5 protein-coding genes are annotated in these 18,737 nt (G+C 65.4%); all 5 read right to left on the minus strand.

The features are described 5' to 3' along the window. Positions 1 to 90 precede the first annotated feature (90 nt). The 5 genes from AB4Y92_RS06085 to AB4Y92_RS06105 all read right to left on the minus strand — a co-directional run bounded on the left by AB4Y92_RS06085 (position 91) and on the right by AB4Y92_RS06105 (position 18,734). Complete coding sequence (locus tag AB4Y92_RS06085; RefSeq protein WP_441818810.1) at positions 91 to 780, minus strand: HalD/BesD family halogenase; 690 nt, start codon at positions 778 to 780, stop codon at positions 91 to 93. 68 nt (positions 781 to 848) lie between these two features. After that, positions 849 to 1,958, minus strand: coding sequence for a hypothetical protein (locus AB4Y92_RS06090; RefSeq protein ID WP_441818811.1), 1,110 nt, complete (start codon positions 1,956 to 1,958; stop codon positions 849 to 851). 99 nt (positions 1,959 to 2,057) lie between these two features. Further along, positions 2,058 to 3,017 carry a TauD/TfdA family dioxygenase gene (locus AB4Y92_RS06095; RefSeq protein ID WP_441818812.1) on the minus strand — a complete coding sequence of 320 codons (960 nt, stop codon included), beginning with the start codon at positions 3,015 to 3,017 and terminating at the stop codon, positions 2,058 to 2,060. A gap of 49 nt (positions 3,018 to 3,066) precedes the next feature. Next, positions 3,067 to 3,834, minus strand: coding sequence for a thioesterase II family protein (locus AB4Y92_RS06100; RefSeq protein WP_441818813.1), 768 nt, complete (start codon positions 3,832 to 3,834; stop codon positions 3,067 to 3,069). Beyond that, positions 3,831 to 18,734 (minus strand): amino acid adenylation domain-containing protein, encoded by a 14,904-nt coding sequence (locus tag AB4Y92_RS06105; protein WP_441818829.1) that lies wholly within the window; start codon positions 18,732 to 18,734, stop codon positions 3,831 to 3,833. Before AB4Y92_RS06105 ends, AB4Y92_RS06100 begins: the two co-directional genes overlap by 4 nt. Between the last annotated feature and the right edge of the window lie 3 nt (positions 18,735 to 18,737).

Here is an 18,737-nt window from a genome sequence, read left to right on the forward strand (position 1 = left end):
CCGCAAGCGGCCGGCCCGAACACGGCGGCCGCGCGCTGCCGCACGACGACGCGCACCGGCGCCGTCATGCGGACCGCGCTGGACGCGGCATCAGGCCTCTTCCTCGGCGTACAGCTTGTTGGCCGAATCGGTGATCGCGCGCGGCACGAAATTTTCCGTGGTGTAGGCCAGGTTGATCGCCGTGCGCAGCACGTCGACCTTCAACGGCGCGACCCGGTGCGCGGTGGTGTCGGTCTTGAGCAGATACGCGTCGGCGGCCTTGAGCGGCAGCTTGATCGGATTGATGTCCAGATCCGACAGCGCGCCGTTGGGAACCATTTCCGCGTAGCCGCCGCCTTCGATGCCCGGCGATTCCATGATCAGCACGAACGACAGCGGATAGTCGTCGTAATGCGCGCCGAAGGTATCCGAGGACTTCTTGAGCTGGTTGATGACGTAGCGGTCGATGTCGTCGGTCAGCGGCAGCACCTTCTCGCCGACCACGTGCGAGAGGAAGTCGATGATGCGCTGGTCGTTGTAGATCTGCGGGATCAGCGTGGATAGGCGCTCGATGGTATGGCCGTTGACCACGTTCATGCGCCGCGGCGAATTGTCCATGCACTCCATCAGGAAATCACGGCGCTTGGACTGCTCCAGCAGGCGATCGACCTCGGCCTTGAGCTCGGGAAAGAACTCGGCCGTGACGAATCCGGGAAACGGCACGTGGTGCAGGCGCTGGTAATGCGACTTGAGCTCGTCGGCGATGTCGCTGCCGGGGTGATAAAGATCGGATCTGTACATGATCGATTACTCGCGATACGGAAGTGGCGCGCCGGCGCCGCGCGGCGCCGGCACGAAGGACGCGCGGCTCACTCGAAATACGATTCCAGGCCGCCGCGACGGCGCACATCGAGCGTGCAGCAATGGAAACCGCCGCCGAACCGGTTGAAGTTGATCAGCGAATACGGGATCGGCTCGAAACCCCAGGCCTCGAACTGGCGCAGCAGCGGCTCTTCGCTGGCTTCCACGAACACCCGCTTCTCGTCGAGCATGAAGGTGTTGGCGACGATCCAGTTGCTGCACATCGAGAACTCTTGCGTGATGTCGATGGTCGGGCGCGGCGGAACCAGCTTCTCCCAGTTGTCGAACATCGGCGGCAGCTCGTTGATGCGCTCGGGATTGATCAGCACCTTGCCCGGCGCCAGAGGCGTGAAAGTGGCGTCGATATGCATCGGATGGGTGTCCACTACGTCGATCACATGCACCCTGTAGTCGTCGCCGAGATGGCGCTGCAGCCAGGCGATGCCCATGTCGTTGGTCACGTTGCTCTTCTGCGCGAAGATATCGCGGCCGCAGCGGGCGAAGTCGGCGGCGTCGAACACCGGCTCGAACTCGGTGACCGCGTACATCATTTCCGCCATCGATTCGGGATGCTTGAAGTCCTGCCGGTACAGCTCGTCGCTCAGCTCGGGCTTGGGCGCCGAGGTCCAACGCGCGCCTTTCTTGAAATAGCCCTTGAGCAGCGGCCGGAACGCGTTGGGCTCGAAGTAGCGGTTGCGCCAGGCCATCGGCGCTTCGATGATGTCGTTGCCGACCACCAGAAAGGTATCGCGCGGCATCGCCGAGTACAGGCTGCCCTTGCTTTGCCACTGCGGCGTGGCGAACGGCAGTTGCTGATCGACCGGCCGCGGCCGCTGCACCACGATGCCCTCGTTGCGCAGCACGCGCACGAAGCCTTCGATTTCTTCCTTGGCCTTGTCCAGCATGTCCTGCGGGAAACGCTGCCCGCCGTTGCGGCGGAAGAAGTCCCAGGACACTTCCGGCATGGTCGATTCCAGCGTGACATGCCATTCGGGCACCACCGCGTCGTCGATGCGGCCCACCACCACTTCTTCCAGCGGGTCCCATTCGTTGTAGGAGCTCACCAGGCCGTATTCGGTTTCCGCCTCTTCGGCGATGTAGTGATTCGGATCGTCCATTTTCGTTTCTCCATTCCCAGATTTAGTCGGCCCGCGCCGGCTCGGCGAAGTCCGTCCCCATTGCTGCGCGAAATGCGCCAATCAGTCGTCGGCGCCCGCTCAGGTCGCCGACAGATACGCCAAGGTCTTGCGCTCGCCCTTGAACGACTCGCGCCCGTGCATCATCAAGATGTTGTCGATCATCAGCAGATCGTTGCGCTGCCAGTCGAACAGCAACTTGCTCGTGTTCAAGGCGCGGCGGATCTCGATCAGCACGTCGTCTTCGATCGGCTCGCCGTCGCCGTACTCGCATTCGTGCGGCAGATTGCCCACGCCCAGCGCCTGCTCGAACATGCCGCGGATGGCCGGATTCAAGGCCGAGGGATGCCACTGCTCGGCCTGGTTGAACCACACCTCCTCGCCGGTCTGCGGATGGCTAGCGAAGGCCTCGCAGCGGGTCGATACGCGCAGCGCGTCCTTGGCGCCCCAATGGCAGACCGAACCCTGGTCGGCGACGATGCTCTCGACCTCGGCGCGGTCCTGGGTCTGGTAGGTGGTCTGCCAGTTCTTGCCCAGCGGAATCTCGGTCTGGAAATTGCGGATGTAGTTGACCTTTTTGTCGCGGAATTTGGCGCGGATGTCCTCCGGCAAGGCCCGCAGCACGTCGCCGCTGTTGGCCAGCGAGGTCTGGCCGCCGGAAGCCGCCGGAATCAGGCTGTAGAAGAACAGCCGGCGCGGCCAGCTCGGCAGGTACGACATCTCGTTGTGCAGCGAAATCACTTCGCTGGCCGGGTATTCGGTCGAGGTGTAGACATCGGCGGACACGCGGCTGCGCGGCGAGTTGCCGCCGACGTAGTCGAACGGCCGCGCGCCCAGGCGCTCGGCGCTGCCGCGAAAACCCTCGGCGCCGTCCACGCCGAAGCCGCGGAACAAGATGCCGCCGTGGCGCAGCAACAACTGCTGGACCTGATCCTCGTTGTTGCCGAGGTAGTCGTGCAGCGCCTGCAGGCTGGCGTCCCCGTCCGGGGTGATCACCACGGGATGATGCTCGGTGGCGGAGAACAACGAATTCACTTTCATGGTCGCTTCCTTAAGACAGGTCGGGCGTGGTCGTGTGCGGGTGGTGGGTTCAAGCGCTCATGCGTCCGATCAGCTCGGCCAGTTCGATATCGACCTGTTCGAGCACCTGCGATCGCTGCGAATCGATGAAGAAATGACCGCCGTCGAACCACACCACGCGGCAGTCCTGGCTGGTTTCGCGGCTCCAGCCATCGACCTGGCCTTCGCCGCGGTTGTCGTCGCGTTCGCCGGCGAACACGCTGATCGGCAGGTTCAGCAGCGGCCCGGTGCGATAGCGGTAGTTCTCCGCGAGCGAGAAGTCGGCGCGGATCGTCGGCAGCACCAGCTCCATCAGCTCGCGGCTTTGCAGCACCTGCGGCGGCGTGCCGTTGTAGTCCCTGAGCACGTCGATGAGCGCATCGTCGGCGAGCGTGTGGTACTGCTTCGACGGGCTGCGATGCTGCGGCGCCTGGCAACCGGAGACGATCAACCGCGCCGGCCCATTGATGCCGTGCAGGCGCAGGTAGCGAGCGAGTTCGAACGCGATCAGGGCGCCGAGGCTGTGTCCGAAGAACGCGAACGGTCGGTCGTTGCGTCGCGCGATCAACGGTGCGATCTGCTGCAGCAACGCCGGCATCGACGCGATCGGCGCTTCGGCCATGCGCGCGCCGCGGCCGGGCAATTGCACCGCGCAGACTTCGATCGACGGGTCCAGCGCCGCCTGCCAGCCGTGAAACACCGAGGCGCTGCCGCCGGCGTAGGCGAAGCAGAACAAGCGCAGGCGGATGTGCGGGCGCGTCTGGCCGATCAGCCACGGCGTGGGGGCATGAGCGCTCATGCGTGGCTCCTTGCGGCGAAGAATGCCTGCAGCGCGTCGGCGATCGCGGCCACGTGCGGCTCGGACAACATCGCGTAGTGATCGGCTTCGATCCAATGCGTGCTGCGTGCGCGCACGGAGGTTTGCGCGGCGGTCGCCGCCTCGCCGCTGCCGGCCCAGAACGCCTGCGTCGGCGGGCGCGCCGGCGATTCATGCGCATACAGCGACTGCAAATGGCGCTGAGTGATCGCCAACTGCGCCTTGAGGTGCTCGAACGTCTCCACGCTCATCGCCGGGCTCAGCCAACGCTGCAACTGCGGCGCGGCCTGATCGAACGGCATCTGCAGCAGTTCGCGGATCGAGCGCGCGCCCTGCGCCGGCGCCTCGCGCAGTACGAAACCGTTGCCGCGCAGTTCGGCCAGGGCCGCTTCGGTCAATGCCCTGCCCTCGTCGAGCCCGTCGCGATGGGCCATGGCATGGGTATCGACCCAGCCCAGGTAATCGACCTGCGCGCCCTGCGCGATCAGTTCGTCGGCGACGGCCGAGGCGAACAGGCCGCCGGTCGACCAGCCCAGCAGGCGATAAGGACCTTGCGCCTGCTCGGCGCGGATGGCGTCGGCGTAAGCGCGCGCCATCGCCCGCAGATCGGCGTCGGCATCGCGCGCCGCCTGCACGCCATACACCCGCCAATGCGCTTGCAGGCGCTGCGCGAGCGGCCGGTAGAAGCCGATCTGGCCGCCGATCGGATGAATGCAGAACAAGGCCGGCGCATCGCTCGCGGCGTTCAACGGCACCACCAGCGACGGCGCCAGCGGCGACGCATCGTTGCCGCGCGCCGCGTCCACCGCTTCGGCCAGCGCCGCCAAGGTCGGCGACGCGAACACGGCCGCGAGCGGCAACGAAGCCTGCAGACGCTGCTTGAGCAGATACACCAGCTTGATCGCCGACAGCGAGTGCCCGCCCAGTTCGAAGAAATGGTCGTGGCGGCCGACGCGCTCGACGCCCAGCAGCTCGCTCCAGATCTGCGCCAGCGTGCGTTCGCTGTCGCTGGCCGGCGCGGCGTAGTCCCTGGACAGCAACGCCGCCATCTCCGGCGCCGGCAGCGCCTTGCGGTCGAGTTTGCCGTTCTGGTTCAACGGCAACGCCGGCAGCGGCACGAATGCGCTGGGCAGCATGAACTCGGCCAGTTTCTGCGCCAGACGCTCGCGCAGGAACGCGGCATCCAGAGCCACGCCTTCCTCGCCGACCACGTAGGCGACCAGGCGCGTGTCCTGGCGATCCTGGCGGGCGATCACCGCCGCTTCGCGCACGCCCTCGATCTCGCACAGGCGCGCTTCGATCTCGCCCAGTTCGATGCGGAAGCCGCGCAGCTTGATCTGGAAATCGTTGCGGCCCAGGTATTCGATCGTGCCGTCCTCGCGCCAGCGCGCCATGTCGCCGCTGCGGTACAGCCGGACATCGTTACGCCCGGTTTGCTGCGCGAACGAATCGGCGAACGGATCGGCGATGAAGCGCTCCTCGTTCAATTCCTCGCGCCGCCAATACCCCAGGCCTACCCCGCTGCCGCCGATGCACAACTCGCCGGGCACGCCGATCGGCGCCAGACGGCCATGTTCGTCGAGCAAGTGCACGCGGCAATGCGATAGCGGACGGCCGATCGGCACCGAGCCTTCGAACCGGGTTTCGCAGCGATGCGCGCTCGTGGCGACCGAGGTTTCGGTGGGGCCGTAGAAATTGAACACGCGATGCGTCGCGGCCCAGCGCTTGGCCAATGCCGGCGGCAAGGCTTCGCCGGCCAGCATCAGCGTTACGCGGGTCGGCACCGGTGCGTCGTCCCCGCAGGCCTGCAGGGCCGAGGACGGCAACACCACGTGAGTGATCTCGTAACTGTTCAGCGCTTCCAGCAAGGGCGCGCCGGGACGCAGGCTTTCGCGCGTTCCCAGACACACCGTCGCGCCGCTGGACAAGGCGCAGGTCAGTTCGAACACGCTGCCATCGAAACTCGGCGAGGCGAACTGCAGCATGCGGCTGTCGCGATCGACTCCGAGTGTCGCCACCGAAGCTTTCACCATCCCGGCCAGGCCGCGGTGATGATTGATCGCCGCCTTGGGGTGGCCGGTGGAGCCGGAGGTGTAGATCATGTAGGCCGGGTGTTCCGGACGCAGTGCCAGCTCATCCACGCTCAGATCGTGTTCGCGGGTTTCGCGCGCGATCGCGCCGTCGGCTTCGTCCAGGATCAACATCGGCCCGGCATAACCCAGCTCGCGCACCTTCCCGTGGCTGGCCAGCGTGGCCAGCACCACGGCCGGCTCGCTGTCGCTCAACATGTAGCGCAGACGTTCGGACGGGTAATCCGGATCGACCGGCAGATACACGGCGCCGGCCTTGAGCGTGGCGACGAAGGCTTGCACCATCGACCGGCCGCGCTCGCCGAACACCGCCACCCGCGCGCCGCCGCTGGCGCCGTGCGCGATCAGTTGATGGGCCAGGCGATTGGCGGCGCGATTGAGTTCGTCGTAGCTGCATTCGCCGGCGGCATCGCGCAGCGCGACCGCATGCGGACGCGCAGCGACCTGGGCTTCGAACATGCGGTGCACGAACGGCTCTTGCACCGGCTCGGCCGACACCGAAGCCTGGTTGAACTCGATCAGCAAACGTTCGCGCTCGGCCGCCGGCAGGATCTCCAAGGACTGCAATGCGATCGCCGGCTCAGCGTCGAGCGCGGCCAGCATGCTGTCCATCGCCGTGTGCAGATAGGCGACGATCCTGTCCGCGTCGATGCCGTGGCCGGTCTGCGCGGTCAGGCTGAAGCCTTCGCCGATGTCGTCCACGCAGATGCCCAGCGGGTAGTTGCTGCGCTCCTCGGTGCCGAGCGCGCGCACGCCTTGCCAGTTCGAAGCGGACGGGCTCTGCGCGTCGTGCAGCATCTGCGCGTGGCGGAAGTTGATCAACGTGGTGAACAAGGGCAACGGCGGCGCTACCGCGCTGCAGCGCTGCGCGAGGGTCAACGACGCCTGCTCGTGTTCGAGCAGTTCGCCCAGGCTGCGGTAGGCCTGCGCGATCGCCTCGCTCAAACTCACCCCGGCCAGGCGCACGCGGATCGGCAAGGTGTTGATGAACATGCCCACGACCTGATCGGCCGCTTCCGAGCCCTGTAAGCGTCCAGACAACACGGTGCCGAACACCACGTCGTCGCGGCCGCTGCACCGGCTCAGCACCAGCGCCCAGGCCACATGGAACAGCACCGCCGGGGTGACGCCCTGCTGGCGTGCGGCTTCGCGCACGCGCCTGGCCGTCGCCGCCGGCAGATCGATCCGCGCCTGCGCGCCTGCATCGCTGCCCTGCACGTTCAACACGCCGAACGGCGCGGTCGGCTCGTCCACGTCGCCGAGGCGTTCGCGGAAATAGGCCTCGTGCACGGAATCGGGCACGGCGTTAGTGCGCGCGATGAAATTGCGATACGGCTGCGGCGCGGTCAACAGGTGCTCCTGGCCTTGCAGGATCAGGCGCACTTCCTTGTGCAGCAGTTGCATCGAGTAGTTGTCGTCCACCAGATGGTGGTTCAACAAGGCCATCAGCCATTCGCCGGTGGCATAGTCCTCGACCACGTAGGCGCGCAGCAGCGGCGCTTTTTCCAGATCCAGCTTGATCCGGGTCGGATCGCTGGCGGCCAGCAGCGTCTGCATCGCCGGCCGGTCTTCGGCCGAGGTCAGCAGTTCCACCGGCATCGGTGCGCGGCGGTGCACCACCTGCACCGGCCGCGCCAGCCCTTGCCAGCGCGGCGCGCTGCGCAGGATGTCGTGGCGCGCGATCACCTGCTGCAGCGCATCGACGAACGAATCCACCCGCTCGCGGCTGTCGAAGGCGATCAGCGAACGCATCAGATATGCATCGCCCGGCCGCTCGCTCTCGATCAAGTGATGGAACAGGATGCCTTCCTGCAACGGCCCCAACGGATAGATGTCCTGGACGTTGCCGGTCCCGCCCGGCACCGACGCGACGATGGCGTCAATCTGTTCCTGGGTGAGATCGACCAGCGGCAGCAAGTCGGGCGTGATCCGGCGGGTATGGCTATCGATGACGTTGTCGGCGATGCGGTCGAGCGTCGGCGTGGCCTGGGTCAGCACGCGCTCGGCGAAGGCGCCGAGCACGGGCACGGTGAACACGGTGCGGACGTCGGCATTCAAGCCGCGCTGACGCAAGCGTTCGATCAGGCCGATCACCAGCAACGAGTGACCGCCGAGTTCGAAGAAATGGTCGTGGCGGCCGACGCGATCCAGGCCCAGCAGTTCCTGCCATACCTCGGCGATTGCGGTTTCCGTTTCGCCTTGCGGTTCTTCGTATTCGCGTTGGGATACAGCTGTTTGGTCCGGCGCGGGTAGCGCTTTCCGATCCAGCTTGCCGTTGGTCGTCAGCGGCAACGAATCCAGGGCGACGAACGCGCTCGGGACCATGTATTCGGCCAGATCGCGCGACAAGGCATCGCGCAGTTCCGGCACCGACCACGTCGCGCCTTCGCGCATCACCAGATAGGCGACCAGGCGCTTGTCGCCCGGCGTGTCTTCGCGTGCGATCACCACGGCATCGCGCACGCCCTCGCACGCGGCCAGTTTGGCCTCGATTTCGCCCAGTTCGATGCGGAAACCGCGGATCTTGACCTGGAAGTCGTTGCGGCCCAGGTACTCGATCGTGCCGTCCGCCAACCAGCGGCCCAGGTCGCCGGTCTTGTACATCCTTGCGTGCGGATCGGGGTCGAATCGATCGGGCAGGAAACGCTGCGCGGTCAGTTCTTCGCGGTTCAAATAGCCGCGTGCGACGCCGGCGCCTGCGACGTACAGCTCGCCGGTCACGCCCACCGGCACCGGTTCACCCTGCTCGTCCAGCACGTACAGGCGCAGGTCGGCGATGGCTTGACCGATCGGGCTGCCGCGCGGTGTCGCTACATCGGCTTCGGTGATCGGTCTATACGTTGCATGCACCGTGATTTCGGTGATGCCGTACATGTTGATGAGTTGCGTGCGCGATGTCGGGTTGCGCTGTAGCCACGGTGTGAGCGTGCTCAGCTCCAACGCTTCGCCGCCGAATACGATCGTGCGCAGTTGGTGCTCGTGTTCGCTCTGCGCCGCGATCAGGGCGCGGAACGCGCTCGGGGTCTGGTTCAGCACGGTCACGCCTTCGCGCACCAACAGTTCGTAGAACTCCACCGGCGAACGTGCGCACAGCGACGGCACGACGACTACGCGACCGCCGTACAGCAATGCACCCCACAGTTCCCATACCGAGAAGTCGAACGCGAACGAATGGAACAGCGTCCATACATCGGTTTCGTTGAAGCCGAACCAGTGGTCGGTGGAGGTGAACAAGCGGCTGACCTGGCCGTGTTCGACCATCACGCCCTTGGGTTGTCCGGTTGAGCCGGAGGTGTAGATCACGTAGGCCAGGTGATGTGGCTGCAGGTTGCTTACGAACGGCGTGTCGGTGCGGGCCTGTTCCCAAACGCCTGCATCGTCCAGTTCCAGAACCGGGCATGTTGCTGACGGCAGACTTGCGCTCAAGGCCGATTGGCTTAGCAACGCCACCGGTGCGCTGTCTTCCAGCATGTAGGCCAGACGGTCGGCGGGATACGCCGGGTCGAGCGGCACATAACCGCCGCCGGCCTTCAGGATGCCGAGCAGGCCGACCACCATGTCCAGACTGCGCTCGACGCAGATCGCGACGCGGTCGTCGGGTTTGACGCCCAGTTCGATCAAGCGATGCGCGACCTGATTCGCACGGCGGTCCAGTTCGGCGTAGCTAAGCGTTTGTTGCTCGTACGATACCGCCGGTGCATCCGGGGTGAGGGCGGCCTGGGCTTCGAAGCCGTGATGGATCACACCGCGCTCGAACTGGCGCGGCGTGTCGCCGTGGGCCTGGGCGTGGAAGCCCTGCAGCACCTGCACCCGCTGCGGCGGCGTCAGCAGCGGCAGACGTGCGACCGACGCCGAATCGTCGGCGACCATCGCCGTCAGCAAGGTCGTCCAGTGATCCATCATCCGTTCGACGGTGGTGCGGTCGAACAGATCGCTGGCGTAGGCGACGCTGCCGCTCAAGGCGTTGCCGTTGTCGTTCAACGACAGGGTCAGGTCGAACTGCGCGGTTTGCTGGCCGCTGTCGAGTTGCGACAGGGTCAGGCCGTGCAGTTGCAGGCCGCCGCCGTCGGGAGTGTTGTTCAAGCTCAGCAGCGCCTGGAACAGCGGGCTGTGGCTCATGCTGCGCGCCGGCTGCACGGCTTCGACCACTTGTTCGAAGGGCAGGTCCTGGTGTTCGTAGGCGGCCAGGGTCGTGGCTTTTACCTGGGCCAGCAGGTCTGTCACGCTCGGCGCGTCCTGCAGATCGACGCGCAGCGCCAGCGTATTGACGAAGAAGCCGATCAGCGGTTCGAGTTCGCTGCGCTGACGATTGGCTACCGGGCTGCCGACGACGACATCGGATTGGCCGCTCATGCGCGACAGCAGCACCGACCAGCCGGCCAGAAGGGTCATGAAGACGGTCGTGCCGTGACGCTGCGACAAGCTGCGCAACTGCGCGCTTAGATCGCTCGACAGCCGCACGGCAACTCGATCGCCGGCATAGCTCTGCACCGGGGGGCGCGGACGGTCGGTCGGCAGTTCCAGCACCGCCGGCGCTCCACTCAGTTGCTCGCGCCAATACGTCGTTTGACGCTGCAGGGTCTCGCCCTGCAGCCAGCTGCGTTGCCACGCGGCGTAGTCGGCGTACTGGATCGGTAGCGGCGGCAGCGGATCGGGCTGGCCTTGACGATAAGCGTCGTACAGCGCACTGACTTCCTGCACCAGCACGCCGATCGACCAGCCGTCGGAGACGATGTGGTGCTGGGTGACCAGCAGCACGTGTTCGTGTTCGCTAAGACGCAGCAGGCGGCCACGGATCAACGGGCCCTGGGCCAGATCGAACGGGGCGCGGGCTTCTTCGCGGCTCTGTGTCGCTACAGCCGAGGCTTGCGCGTCAGCGGTCAGCTCGCTCAGGTCGTGATCGATCAGAACGAAGCCAGTATCGGCCGGATCGATGACTTGCACCGGGGCGCCGGACTGGCTGACGAAGCGGGTACGCAGGTTTTCGTGGCGAGCGACGATTCTGTTCAGGCTGTTCTGCAGCGCCGCCCGGTCGAGTTCGCCGCTCAGTTGCAAGGCCACCGGCATGTGATAGGCCGCACCGGCCGAGTGATCGAGCTGATCCAGGAACCACAGGCGTTGCTGAGCCCAAGACAGCGGCAACGCGGCATTGCGGTCGGCAAACGTGATCGGCGGCTGCGATGCAGCTTGCGCGCCCTGCACGCTCGCGGCCAACGCGGCCGGGGTGGGACGCGAGAACAGGTCGCGCAGCGGAATCTCCAGGCCCAGCGATTGACGCAGGCGCGATGCGACCTGCACGGCCAGCAGCGAATGTCCGCCGAGTTCGAAGAAGTGATCGTGGCGGCCGACTCGTTCGATACCCAGCAGGTCTTGCCAGATGTCGGCGATGGCTGCTTCGATCTCGCCTTGCGGGGCTTCGTACTCGCGGCTTAGCACCGCGCCTTGATCCGGCGCCGGCAGCGCCTTGCGATCCAGCTTGCCGTTCGGGGTTAGCGGCAATGCGTCAAGCGCGACGAAGGCGCTTGGGACCATGTACTCGGCCAAGTCTTTCGACAATGCCTCGCGCAACGCCGCCACCGACAGTTCGGCACCGGGCTCCATGACCGTATAGGCCACCAGGCGCTTGTCGCCTTCGACGTCTTCGCGTGCGATTACCACCGCTTCGCGTACGCTGGCGCAGGCGACCAGTTTCGCTTCGATCTCGCCCAACTCAATGCGGAACCCACGAATCTTCACCTGGAAGTCGTTGCGCCCCAGGTACTCGATTGTGCCGTCCGACAGCCAACGACCCAGGTCGCCGGTCTTGTACATCCGCGCTTGCGGGTCGGCGCTGAACGGATCGCGGACGAACCGCTCCGCCGTCAGTTCCGGACGATCCCAGTAACCACGCGCCACCTGCACGCCGGCGATAAACAGCTCGCCTGCGACCCCAACCGGCATCGGCTCACCACGCGCATCCAGCACATACATCTGCGTATTCGCTATCGGACGCCCGATCGGCACTGCGCGCCGTTGCGACGGCCCCGCGCAGTTCCAATACGTCACCTCAATCGCGGCCTCGGTCGGGCCATACAGATTGTGCAGTTCTACCCCGGGCAAGGCGGTGAATACTTGTTGCTGCAGGCTGTAAGGCAATGCCTCACCGCTGCAGAACAGCTGCTTCAAAGTCTTGCAGCGGCCCGCATCGGCCCGGTCGATAAACACCTGCAACATCGACGGCACGAAATGCGCCACCGTGATGCCGGCGCTTTCAATCAGATCGACCAGATAATCCGGGTCCTGATGGCCCAACGGCTTGGCCAACACCAAGGTCGCACCCGACAGCAGCGGCTGGAAGAACTCCCAAACCGACACATCGAAGCCGAACGGCGTCTTTTGCAGCACCCGGTCCGAAGCGTTCCACGGAAACTGTTGAACACCCCAGTCCAGACGATTCATCACCGCGTGATGCTCGTTCATCACGCCCTTGGGCTGACCGGTCGAACCCGAGGTGTAGATCACGTAGGCCAGATGCAGCGGCGTCAGCCCGAGCGACTCAGGCTCGGGATCATGCTCGCTCTGTTCACCCAGCGACACGTCGGCATCCAAGGCGATACGCGGTGGCGTAACGCCTTCCGGCAGCAACTCGCGAGTAGCCGCATGCATTAACACCGCCGTCGGCGCGCAGTCTTCCAGCATGTAGGCCAGCCGATCGCGCGGGTAGCTCGGGTCCAACGGCACGTAAGCGCCGCCGGCCTTCAGCGTGCCGAGCAGGCCGATCACCATCTCCAGACTGCGCTCGACGCAGATGGCGACTCGTTCATCGGGCTTCACGCCGAGTCCGATCAGCCGATGGGCTAGGCGATTCGCACGTCGATTAAGTTCGCCGTAAGTTAGGCGCGCACCATCGAACTCCAGCGCGATCGCTTCCGGCGTGCCGCGGACCTGTGCTTCGAAACCGCGATGGATCAGTTCGATACGACGCGGCACGGCGGTCGCATTGAACGCCTCCACCACCCGCTCGCGCTCCCCGGCCGGCAACCACGGCAACGCATCTACCGTGGACGACTCCTGACTCAGATTCTGCAGAAGTACGGTCAGGCTCGCGACATAACGTTCCGCGGTCGCGCGATCGAACAAATCCGTCGAATACAGCAGCGCGCCGACGATGGACCCGCCGTTATCGCTCAACGACAGCTCCAGATCGAAGTGCGTCGTCGCCTGGCCGCTGTCCAGCGATTCGATCGACAACCCCGGCAGGTTCAGACCGCCGCCGTCTGGCGTGTTGTTCATGGTCAGCATCGCCTGGAACAGCGGGCTGTGGCTCATGCTGCGCGCAGGCTGCACGGCTTCGACCACTTGTTCGAACGGGAGATCCTGATGCTCATAAGCGGCCAACGTTGTCGCCTTTACCCGCGACAGCAGGTCGGCCACGCTCGCCGCGTCCTGCAGATCGACGCGCAGCGCCAAGGTGTTGACGAAGAAGCCGATCAGCGGCTCAAGCTCGCTGCGCTGGCGGTTTGCGACCGGACTGCCGACGACGACATCGGATTGACCGCTGAGACGCGACAGCAGTACAGACCAGCCGGCCAGCAAGGTCATGAACACGGTCGCGCCGTGACGTTGCGACAAGTTGCGCAACTGCGCGCTCAGCTCGCTTGACAGCCGCACGGGAACTCGATCGCCGGCATAGCTCTGCACCGGCGGGCGCGGCCGGTCGGTCGGCAATTCCAGTACCGCCGGAGCACCGCGCAGTTGCTCGCGCCAATACGTCGTTTGACGCTGCAGAGTCTCGCCCTGCAACCAGCCGCGTTGCCACGCGGCGTAGTCGGCGTACTGGATCGGCAGCGGCGGCAGCGGATCGGGCTGACCCTGGCGAAACGCGTCGTACAGCGCGCTGACTTCCTGCACCAGCACGCCGACCGACCAGCCGTCGGAGACGATGTGATGCTGCGTTACCAGCAGCACGTGTTCGTGCTCGCTCAGTCGCAGCAGGCGACCGCGAATCAACGGCCCCTGGGCCAGATCGAACGCAGCCCGCGCTTCTTCGCGGCTTTGCGCCGCAACCGACGCCATCTGCTCATCGGCAGACAGGTCGCTTAGATCGCATTCGCTCAACGCGAAGCCGACATCGGGCGAGTCGATCACCTGCATCGCGGCACCGGCCTCGGTGACGAAACGCGTGCGCAGGTTTTCGTGGCGGGCGATGATGCGATCCAGGCTGCCGCGCAACGCCGGGCGATCCAATTCACCGCTCAGCCGCAGCGCCACCGGCATGTGATACGCCGCGCCGGCCGAGTGATCCAACTGATCCAGGAACCACAGGCGCTGCTGGGCCCACGACAGCGGCAACGCCGCGCCGCGGTCGGCCAAACCGATCGGCGACTGCGATGCACCGCTGCTGCCTTGCAAGCCGGAGGCCAATGCCGCCAGCGTAGGCCGCGCGAACAGATCGCGCAGCGGAATCTCCAGACCCAGCGATTGCCGCAGCCGCGAAGCCACCTGCACCGCCAGCAAGGAATGTCCGCCGAGCTCGAAGAAGTGATCGTGACGCCCGACCTGCTCCAGACTCAGCACTTCCTGCCACACCGCAGCGATCGCATTTTCGATATCGCCCTGCGGCGCTTCGTACTCGCGGCTCAGCACCGCGCCCTGATCCGGCGCCGGCAATGCCTTGCGATCCAGCTTGCCGTTCGGCGTCAGCGGCAGCGAGTCCAGCGCTACGAACGCGCTCGGCACCATGTATTCGGCCAGATCGCGCGACAAGCAGTCGCGCAGCGCCGACACCGACAGCTCGACGCCCGTTTCCATAACTGCGTAGGCGACCAGGCGCTTGTCACCGGGCAAGTCTTCACGCGCGATCACCACCGCTTCGCGCACGCCCTCGCAGGTGACCAGTTTCGCTTCGATCTCGCCCAGTTCGATACGGAACCCGCGGATCTTCACCTGGAAATCGTTGCGCCCCAGGTATTCGATCGTCCCGTCCGCCCGCCAACGGCCCAGATCGCCGGTCTTGTACATCCGCGCGTCGGGATCGGCACTGAACGGATCGCGCACGAACCGCTCGGCGGTCAACTCCGGCCGATTCCAATACCCGCGCGCCACCTGCGCGCCGCCGAGATACAACTCGCCGGCAACGTCGATCGGAGCCAGCGCGCCAAGCGCATCGAGAACATAGACCTGAGTATTGGACAACGCCTTGCCGATGTGTGGTTGCGACTTCGCGTCTATCCGCGCGATCGTGCTGTCCACGGTGCACTCGGTCGGGCCGTAAACGTTATAGAACGAGATCGACGGGCTTGCGGATAAGCGTTCCCACAAAGCCGGCGAGATCGCCTCACCGCCGACGAGAACGCATCGGGGCTGAAAACCAGCATGCTCCAGCATCCGCTCCGCGAGCATCAGTTCCAACTGCACCGGAGTGCAATCGAACGCATCGACCGCCTGCCGATCCAGATAGTCGATCAGTGCCGACGCCGACGCGCGGATATCCTGCGGAATCAACACCACGCAACGCCCCGACAGCAACTGCGTCAGCGACTGGACCGAAGCATCGAACGACAGAGCCGCGTTCAGGCCGATCCGCGCCGACGGCGGCAGCGCGCCGAACGCGACGCGATCGAGCTCCCGCCAGAGATTGAGCACATTAGCGTGCTCGACCATGACGCCCTTGGGTTGGCCGGTCGAACCCGACGTGTAGATCACGTAGGCCAGATGACGCGATCGCAAATCGGCGACGACAGGCGCCTGCGTCGGCGCGTGCTCCCAGAGAGCAGAATCGTCCAGCTCCATCACCGGACACGCCGTCTGCGGTAGTTTCGCCCGCAGGCTCGACTGAGTGAGCAATGCGACAGGAGCGCTATCGCCGATCATGTATCCCAGCCGTTCAACCGGATAGGCGGGGTCCAACGGAACGTAGCCGGCTCCTGCCTTCAAAATTCCCAGCACCCCGACCACCATCTCCGCTCCGCGCTCGATGCAGATCGCGACGCGGTCGTCAGGCTGGATTCCGGTCGAAATCAAACGGTTCGCCACCTTATTGGCGAGCCTGTCCAGTTCGGCGTAACTCAGTTCCTGTTCGCCGAAACGCAATGCCGGCGCGTCCGGTGTGCGAGCGACCTGAGCTTCGAATTCGAGGTGGATAAGTCCCAAACGCGCTTCGGTCGGATTCACCGCGCTATCGGAGGCATTGAAGTCGCGCGTCAGCTGCTCGCGCTCACGCTCCGGCAGGATGTCGATGCGATGCACCAGCTCACCCGCGCCGCTATCGAGTCCCGCCAGAATGCCGGTTATCGCCGTGTCCAGGTAAGCGACGATCCGCGCCGCATCGATGCCGTGCATCGCCTGCACTGTGAGACTGAAACCTACGCCAAGATCGTCCACGCTCAGGGCCAGCGGGTAGTTGCTGCGTTCTTCCGTGCCCAACTCCCGGATGCCTTGCCATATCGCGCCGGATTCGCCCCGAGCACCCTGCAGCATCTGGCTGTGACGGTAGTTGATCAGCGTAGTGAACAACGGCAACGGCGGCGCCACCGCGCTGCAGCGTTGAGCTAAGGTCAGCGAAGCCTGCTCGTGTTCGAGCAGTTCGCCCAGGCTTCGATAGGTTTCGCCGATCGCATCGGCCAATGTCACCTTGCCCAGCCTCACACGGATCGGCAGCGTGTTGATGAACATGCCCACGACCTGATCGGCCGCCTCCGAACCCTGCAGGCGTCCCGACAGCACGGTACCGAATACGACATCATCGCGACCGCTGCATCGGCCCAGTACCAGCGCCCACGCCACGTGGAACAACACCGCTGGCGTCACACCGCACTGCCGCGCCGCCTCACGCAGACGCGTAGCCGACTGCGTGGCCAGATCGATGCGCGCGTGACTGCTGCGCGCATCGCCGCCTTGTACGTTCAACACTCCGAACGGCGCGGTCGGTTCGTCTATGTCACCGAGCCTGTCGCGGAAATAGGCCTCGTGCACGGAATCGGCGACGGCGTTAGTGCGCGCGATGAAGTTTCGATATGGCTGCGGCGCCGGAAGAAGATTCTCTTGCCCCTGCAGAATCAAGCTCACTTCCTTGTGCAACAGCTGCATCGAGTAGTTGTCGTCCACCAGATGGTGGTTCAACAAGGCCATCAGCCATTCGCCGGTGGCGTAGTCCTCGACCACGTAGGCGCGCAGCAACGGCGCTTTTTCCAGGTCCAGCTTGATCCGGGTCGGATCGCTGGCCGCCAGCAGCGTCTGCATCGCCGGCCGGTCTTCGGCCGAGGTCAGCAGTTCCACCGGCATCGGCGCGCGGCGGTGCACCACCTGCACCGGCCGCGCCAGCCCTTGCCAGCGCGGCGCGCTGCGCAGGATGTCGTGACGCGCGATCACCTGCTGCAGCGCATCGACGAACGAATCCACCCGCTCGCGGCTGTCGAAGGCGATCAGCGAACGCATCAGATACGCATCGCCCGGCCGCTCGCTCTCGATCAGGTGATGGAACAGGATGCCTTCCTGCAACGGACCCAGCGGATAGATGTCCTGGACGTTGCCGGTCCCGCCCGGCACCGACGCGACGATGGCGTCGATCTGTTCCTGGGTGAGATCGACCAGCGGCAGCAAGTCGGGCGTGATCCGGCGGGTATGGCTATCGATGACGTTGTCGGCGATGCGGTCGGGCGTCGGCGTGGCCTGGGTCAGCACGCGCTCGGCGAAGGCGCCGAGCACGGGCACGGTGAACACGGTGCGGACGTCGGTATTCAAGCCGCGCTGACGCAAGCGTTCGATCAGGCCGATCACCAGCAACGAGTGGCCGCCCAGTTCGAAGAAATGGTCGTGGCGGCCGACGCGGTCCAGGCCCAGAAGCTCTTGCCATACCTCGGCGATTGCGGTTTCCGTCTCGCCTTGCGGTTCTTCGTACTCGCGTTGGGATACAGCTGCTTGGTCCGGCGCGGGTAGCGCTTGCCGATCCAGCTTGCCGTTGGTGGTCAGCGGCAACGAGTCCAGGGCGACGAATGCGCTCGGGACCATGTATTCGGCCAGGTCTTTCGACAGCGACTCGCGTAGTGTGGCGACCGACAATTCGACGCCGGGCTCCATGACCGCGTAGGCCACCAGGCGCTTGTCGCCTGGGGTGTCTTCGCGTGCGATCACCACGGCGTCGCGCACGCCCTCGCAGGCGGCCAGCTTGGCCTCGATCTCGCCCAGTTCGATGCGGAAGCCGCGGATTTTGACCTGGAAGTCGTTGCGGCCCAGGTATTCGATCGTGCCGTCGGCCAGCCAACGGCCCAGGTCGCCGGTCTTGTACATCCTTGCCTGCGGATCGGGGTCGAATCGATCCGGCAGGAAACGCTGCGCGGTCAGTTCTCCGCGGTTCAAATAGCCGCGTGCGACGCCGGCACCGGCGACGTACAACTCGCCGGTCACGCCCACCGGCACCGGTTCGCCCTGCCCGTCCAGCACGTACAGACGCAGGTCGGCGATGGCTTGGCCGATCGGGCTGCCGCGCGGTGTCGCTACATCGGCTTCGGTGATCGGTCGGTAGGTGGCATGCACCGTGATTTCGGTGATGCCGTACATGTTGATGAGTTGCGTGCGCGATGTCGGGTTGCGCTGTAGCCACGGTGTGAGCGTGCTCAGCTCCAAGGCTTCGCCGCCGAATACGATCGTGCGCAGTTGGTGCTCGTGCTCGCTCTGCGCCGCGATCAGGGCGCGGAACGCGCTCGGGGTCTGGTTCAGCACTGTCACGCCTTCGCGCACCAGCAGGTCGTAGAACTCCGATGGCGAACGCGCACACAACGACGGCACGACGACTACGCGGCCGCCGTACAGCAATGC

The sequence above is a fragment of the Lysobacter sp. TAB13 genome (assembly GCF_052113885.1).
GTDB lineage: Bacteria > Pseudomonadota > Gammaproteobacteria > Xanthomonadales > Xanthomonadaceae > Lysobacter > Lysobacter gummosus.

Bases quoted from the DNA above. Each gene is read 5' to 3' on its own strand.
- AB4Y92_RS06085 (WP_441818810.1), bottom strand. From the start codon at position 780: ATGTACAGATCCGATCTTTATCACCCCGGCAGCGACATCGCCGACGAG.
- AB4Y92_RS06090 (WP_441818811.1), bottom strand. From the start codon at position 1,958: ATGGACGATCCGAATCACTACATCGCCGAAGAGGCGGAAACCGAATAC.
- AB4Y92_RS06095 (WP_441818812.1), bottom strand. From the start codon at position 3,017: ATGAAAGTGAATTCGTTGTTCTCCGCCACCGAGCATCATCCCGTGGTG.
- AB4Y92_RS06100 (WP_441818813.1), bottom strand. From the start codon at position 3,834: ATGAGCGCTCATGCCCCCACGCCGTGGCTGATCGGCCAGACGCGCCCG.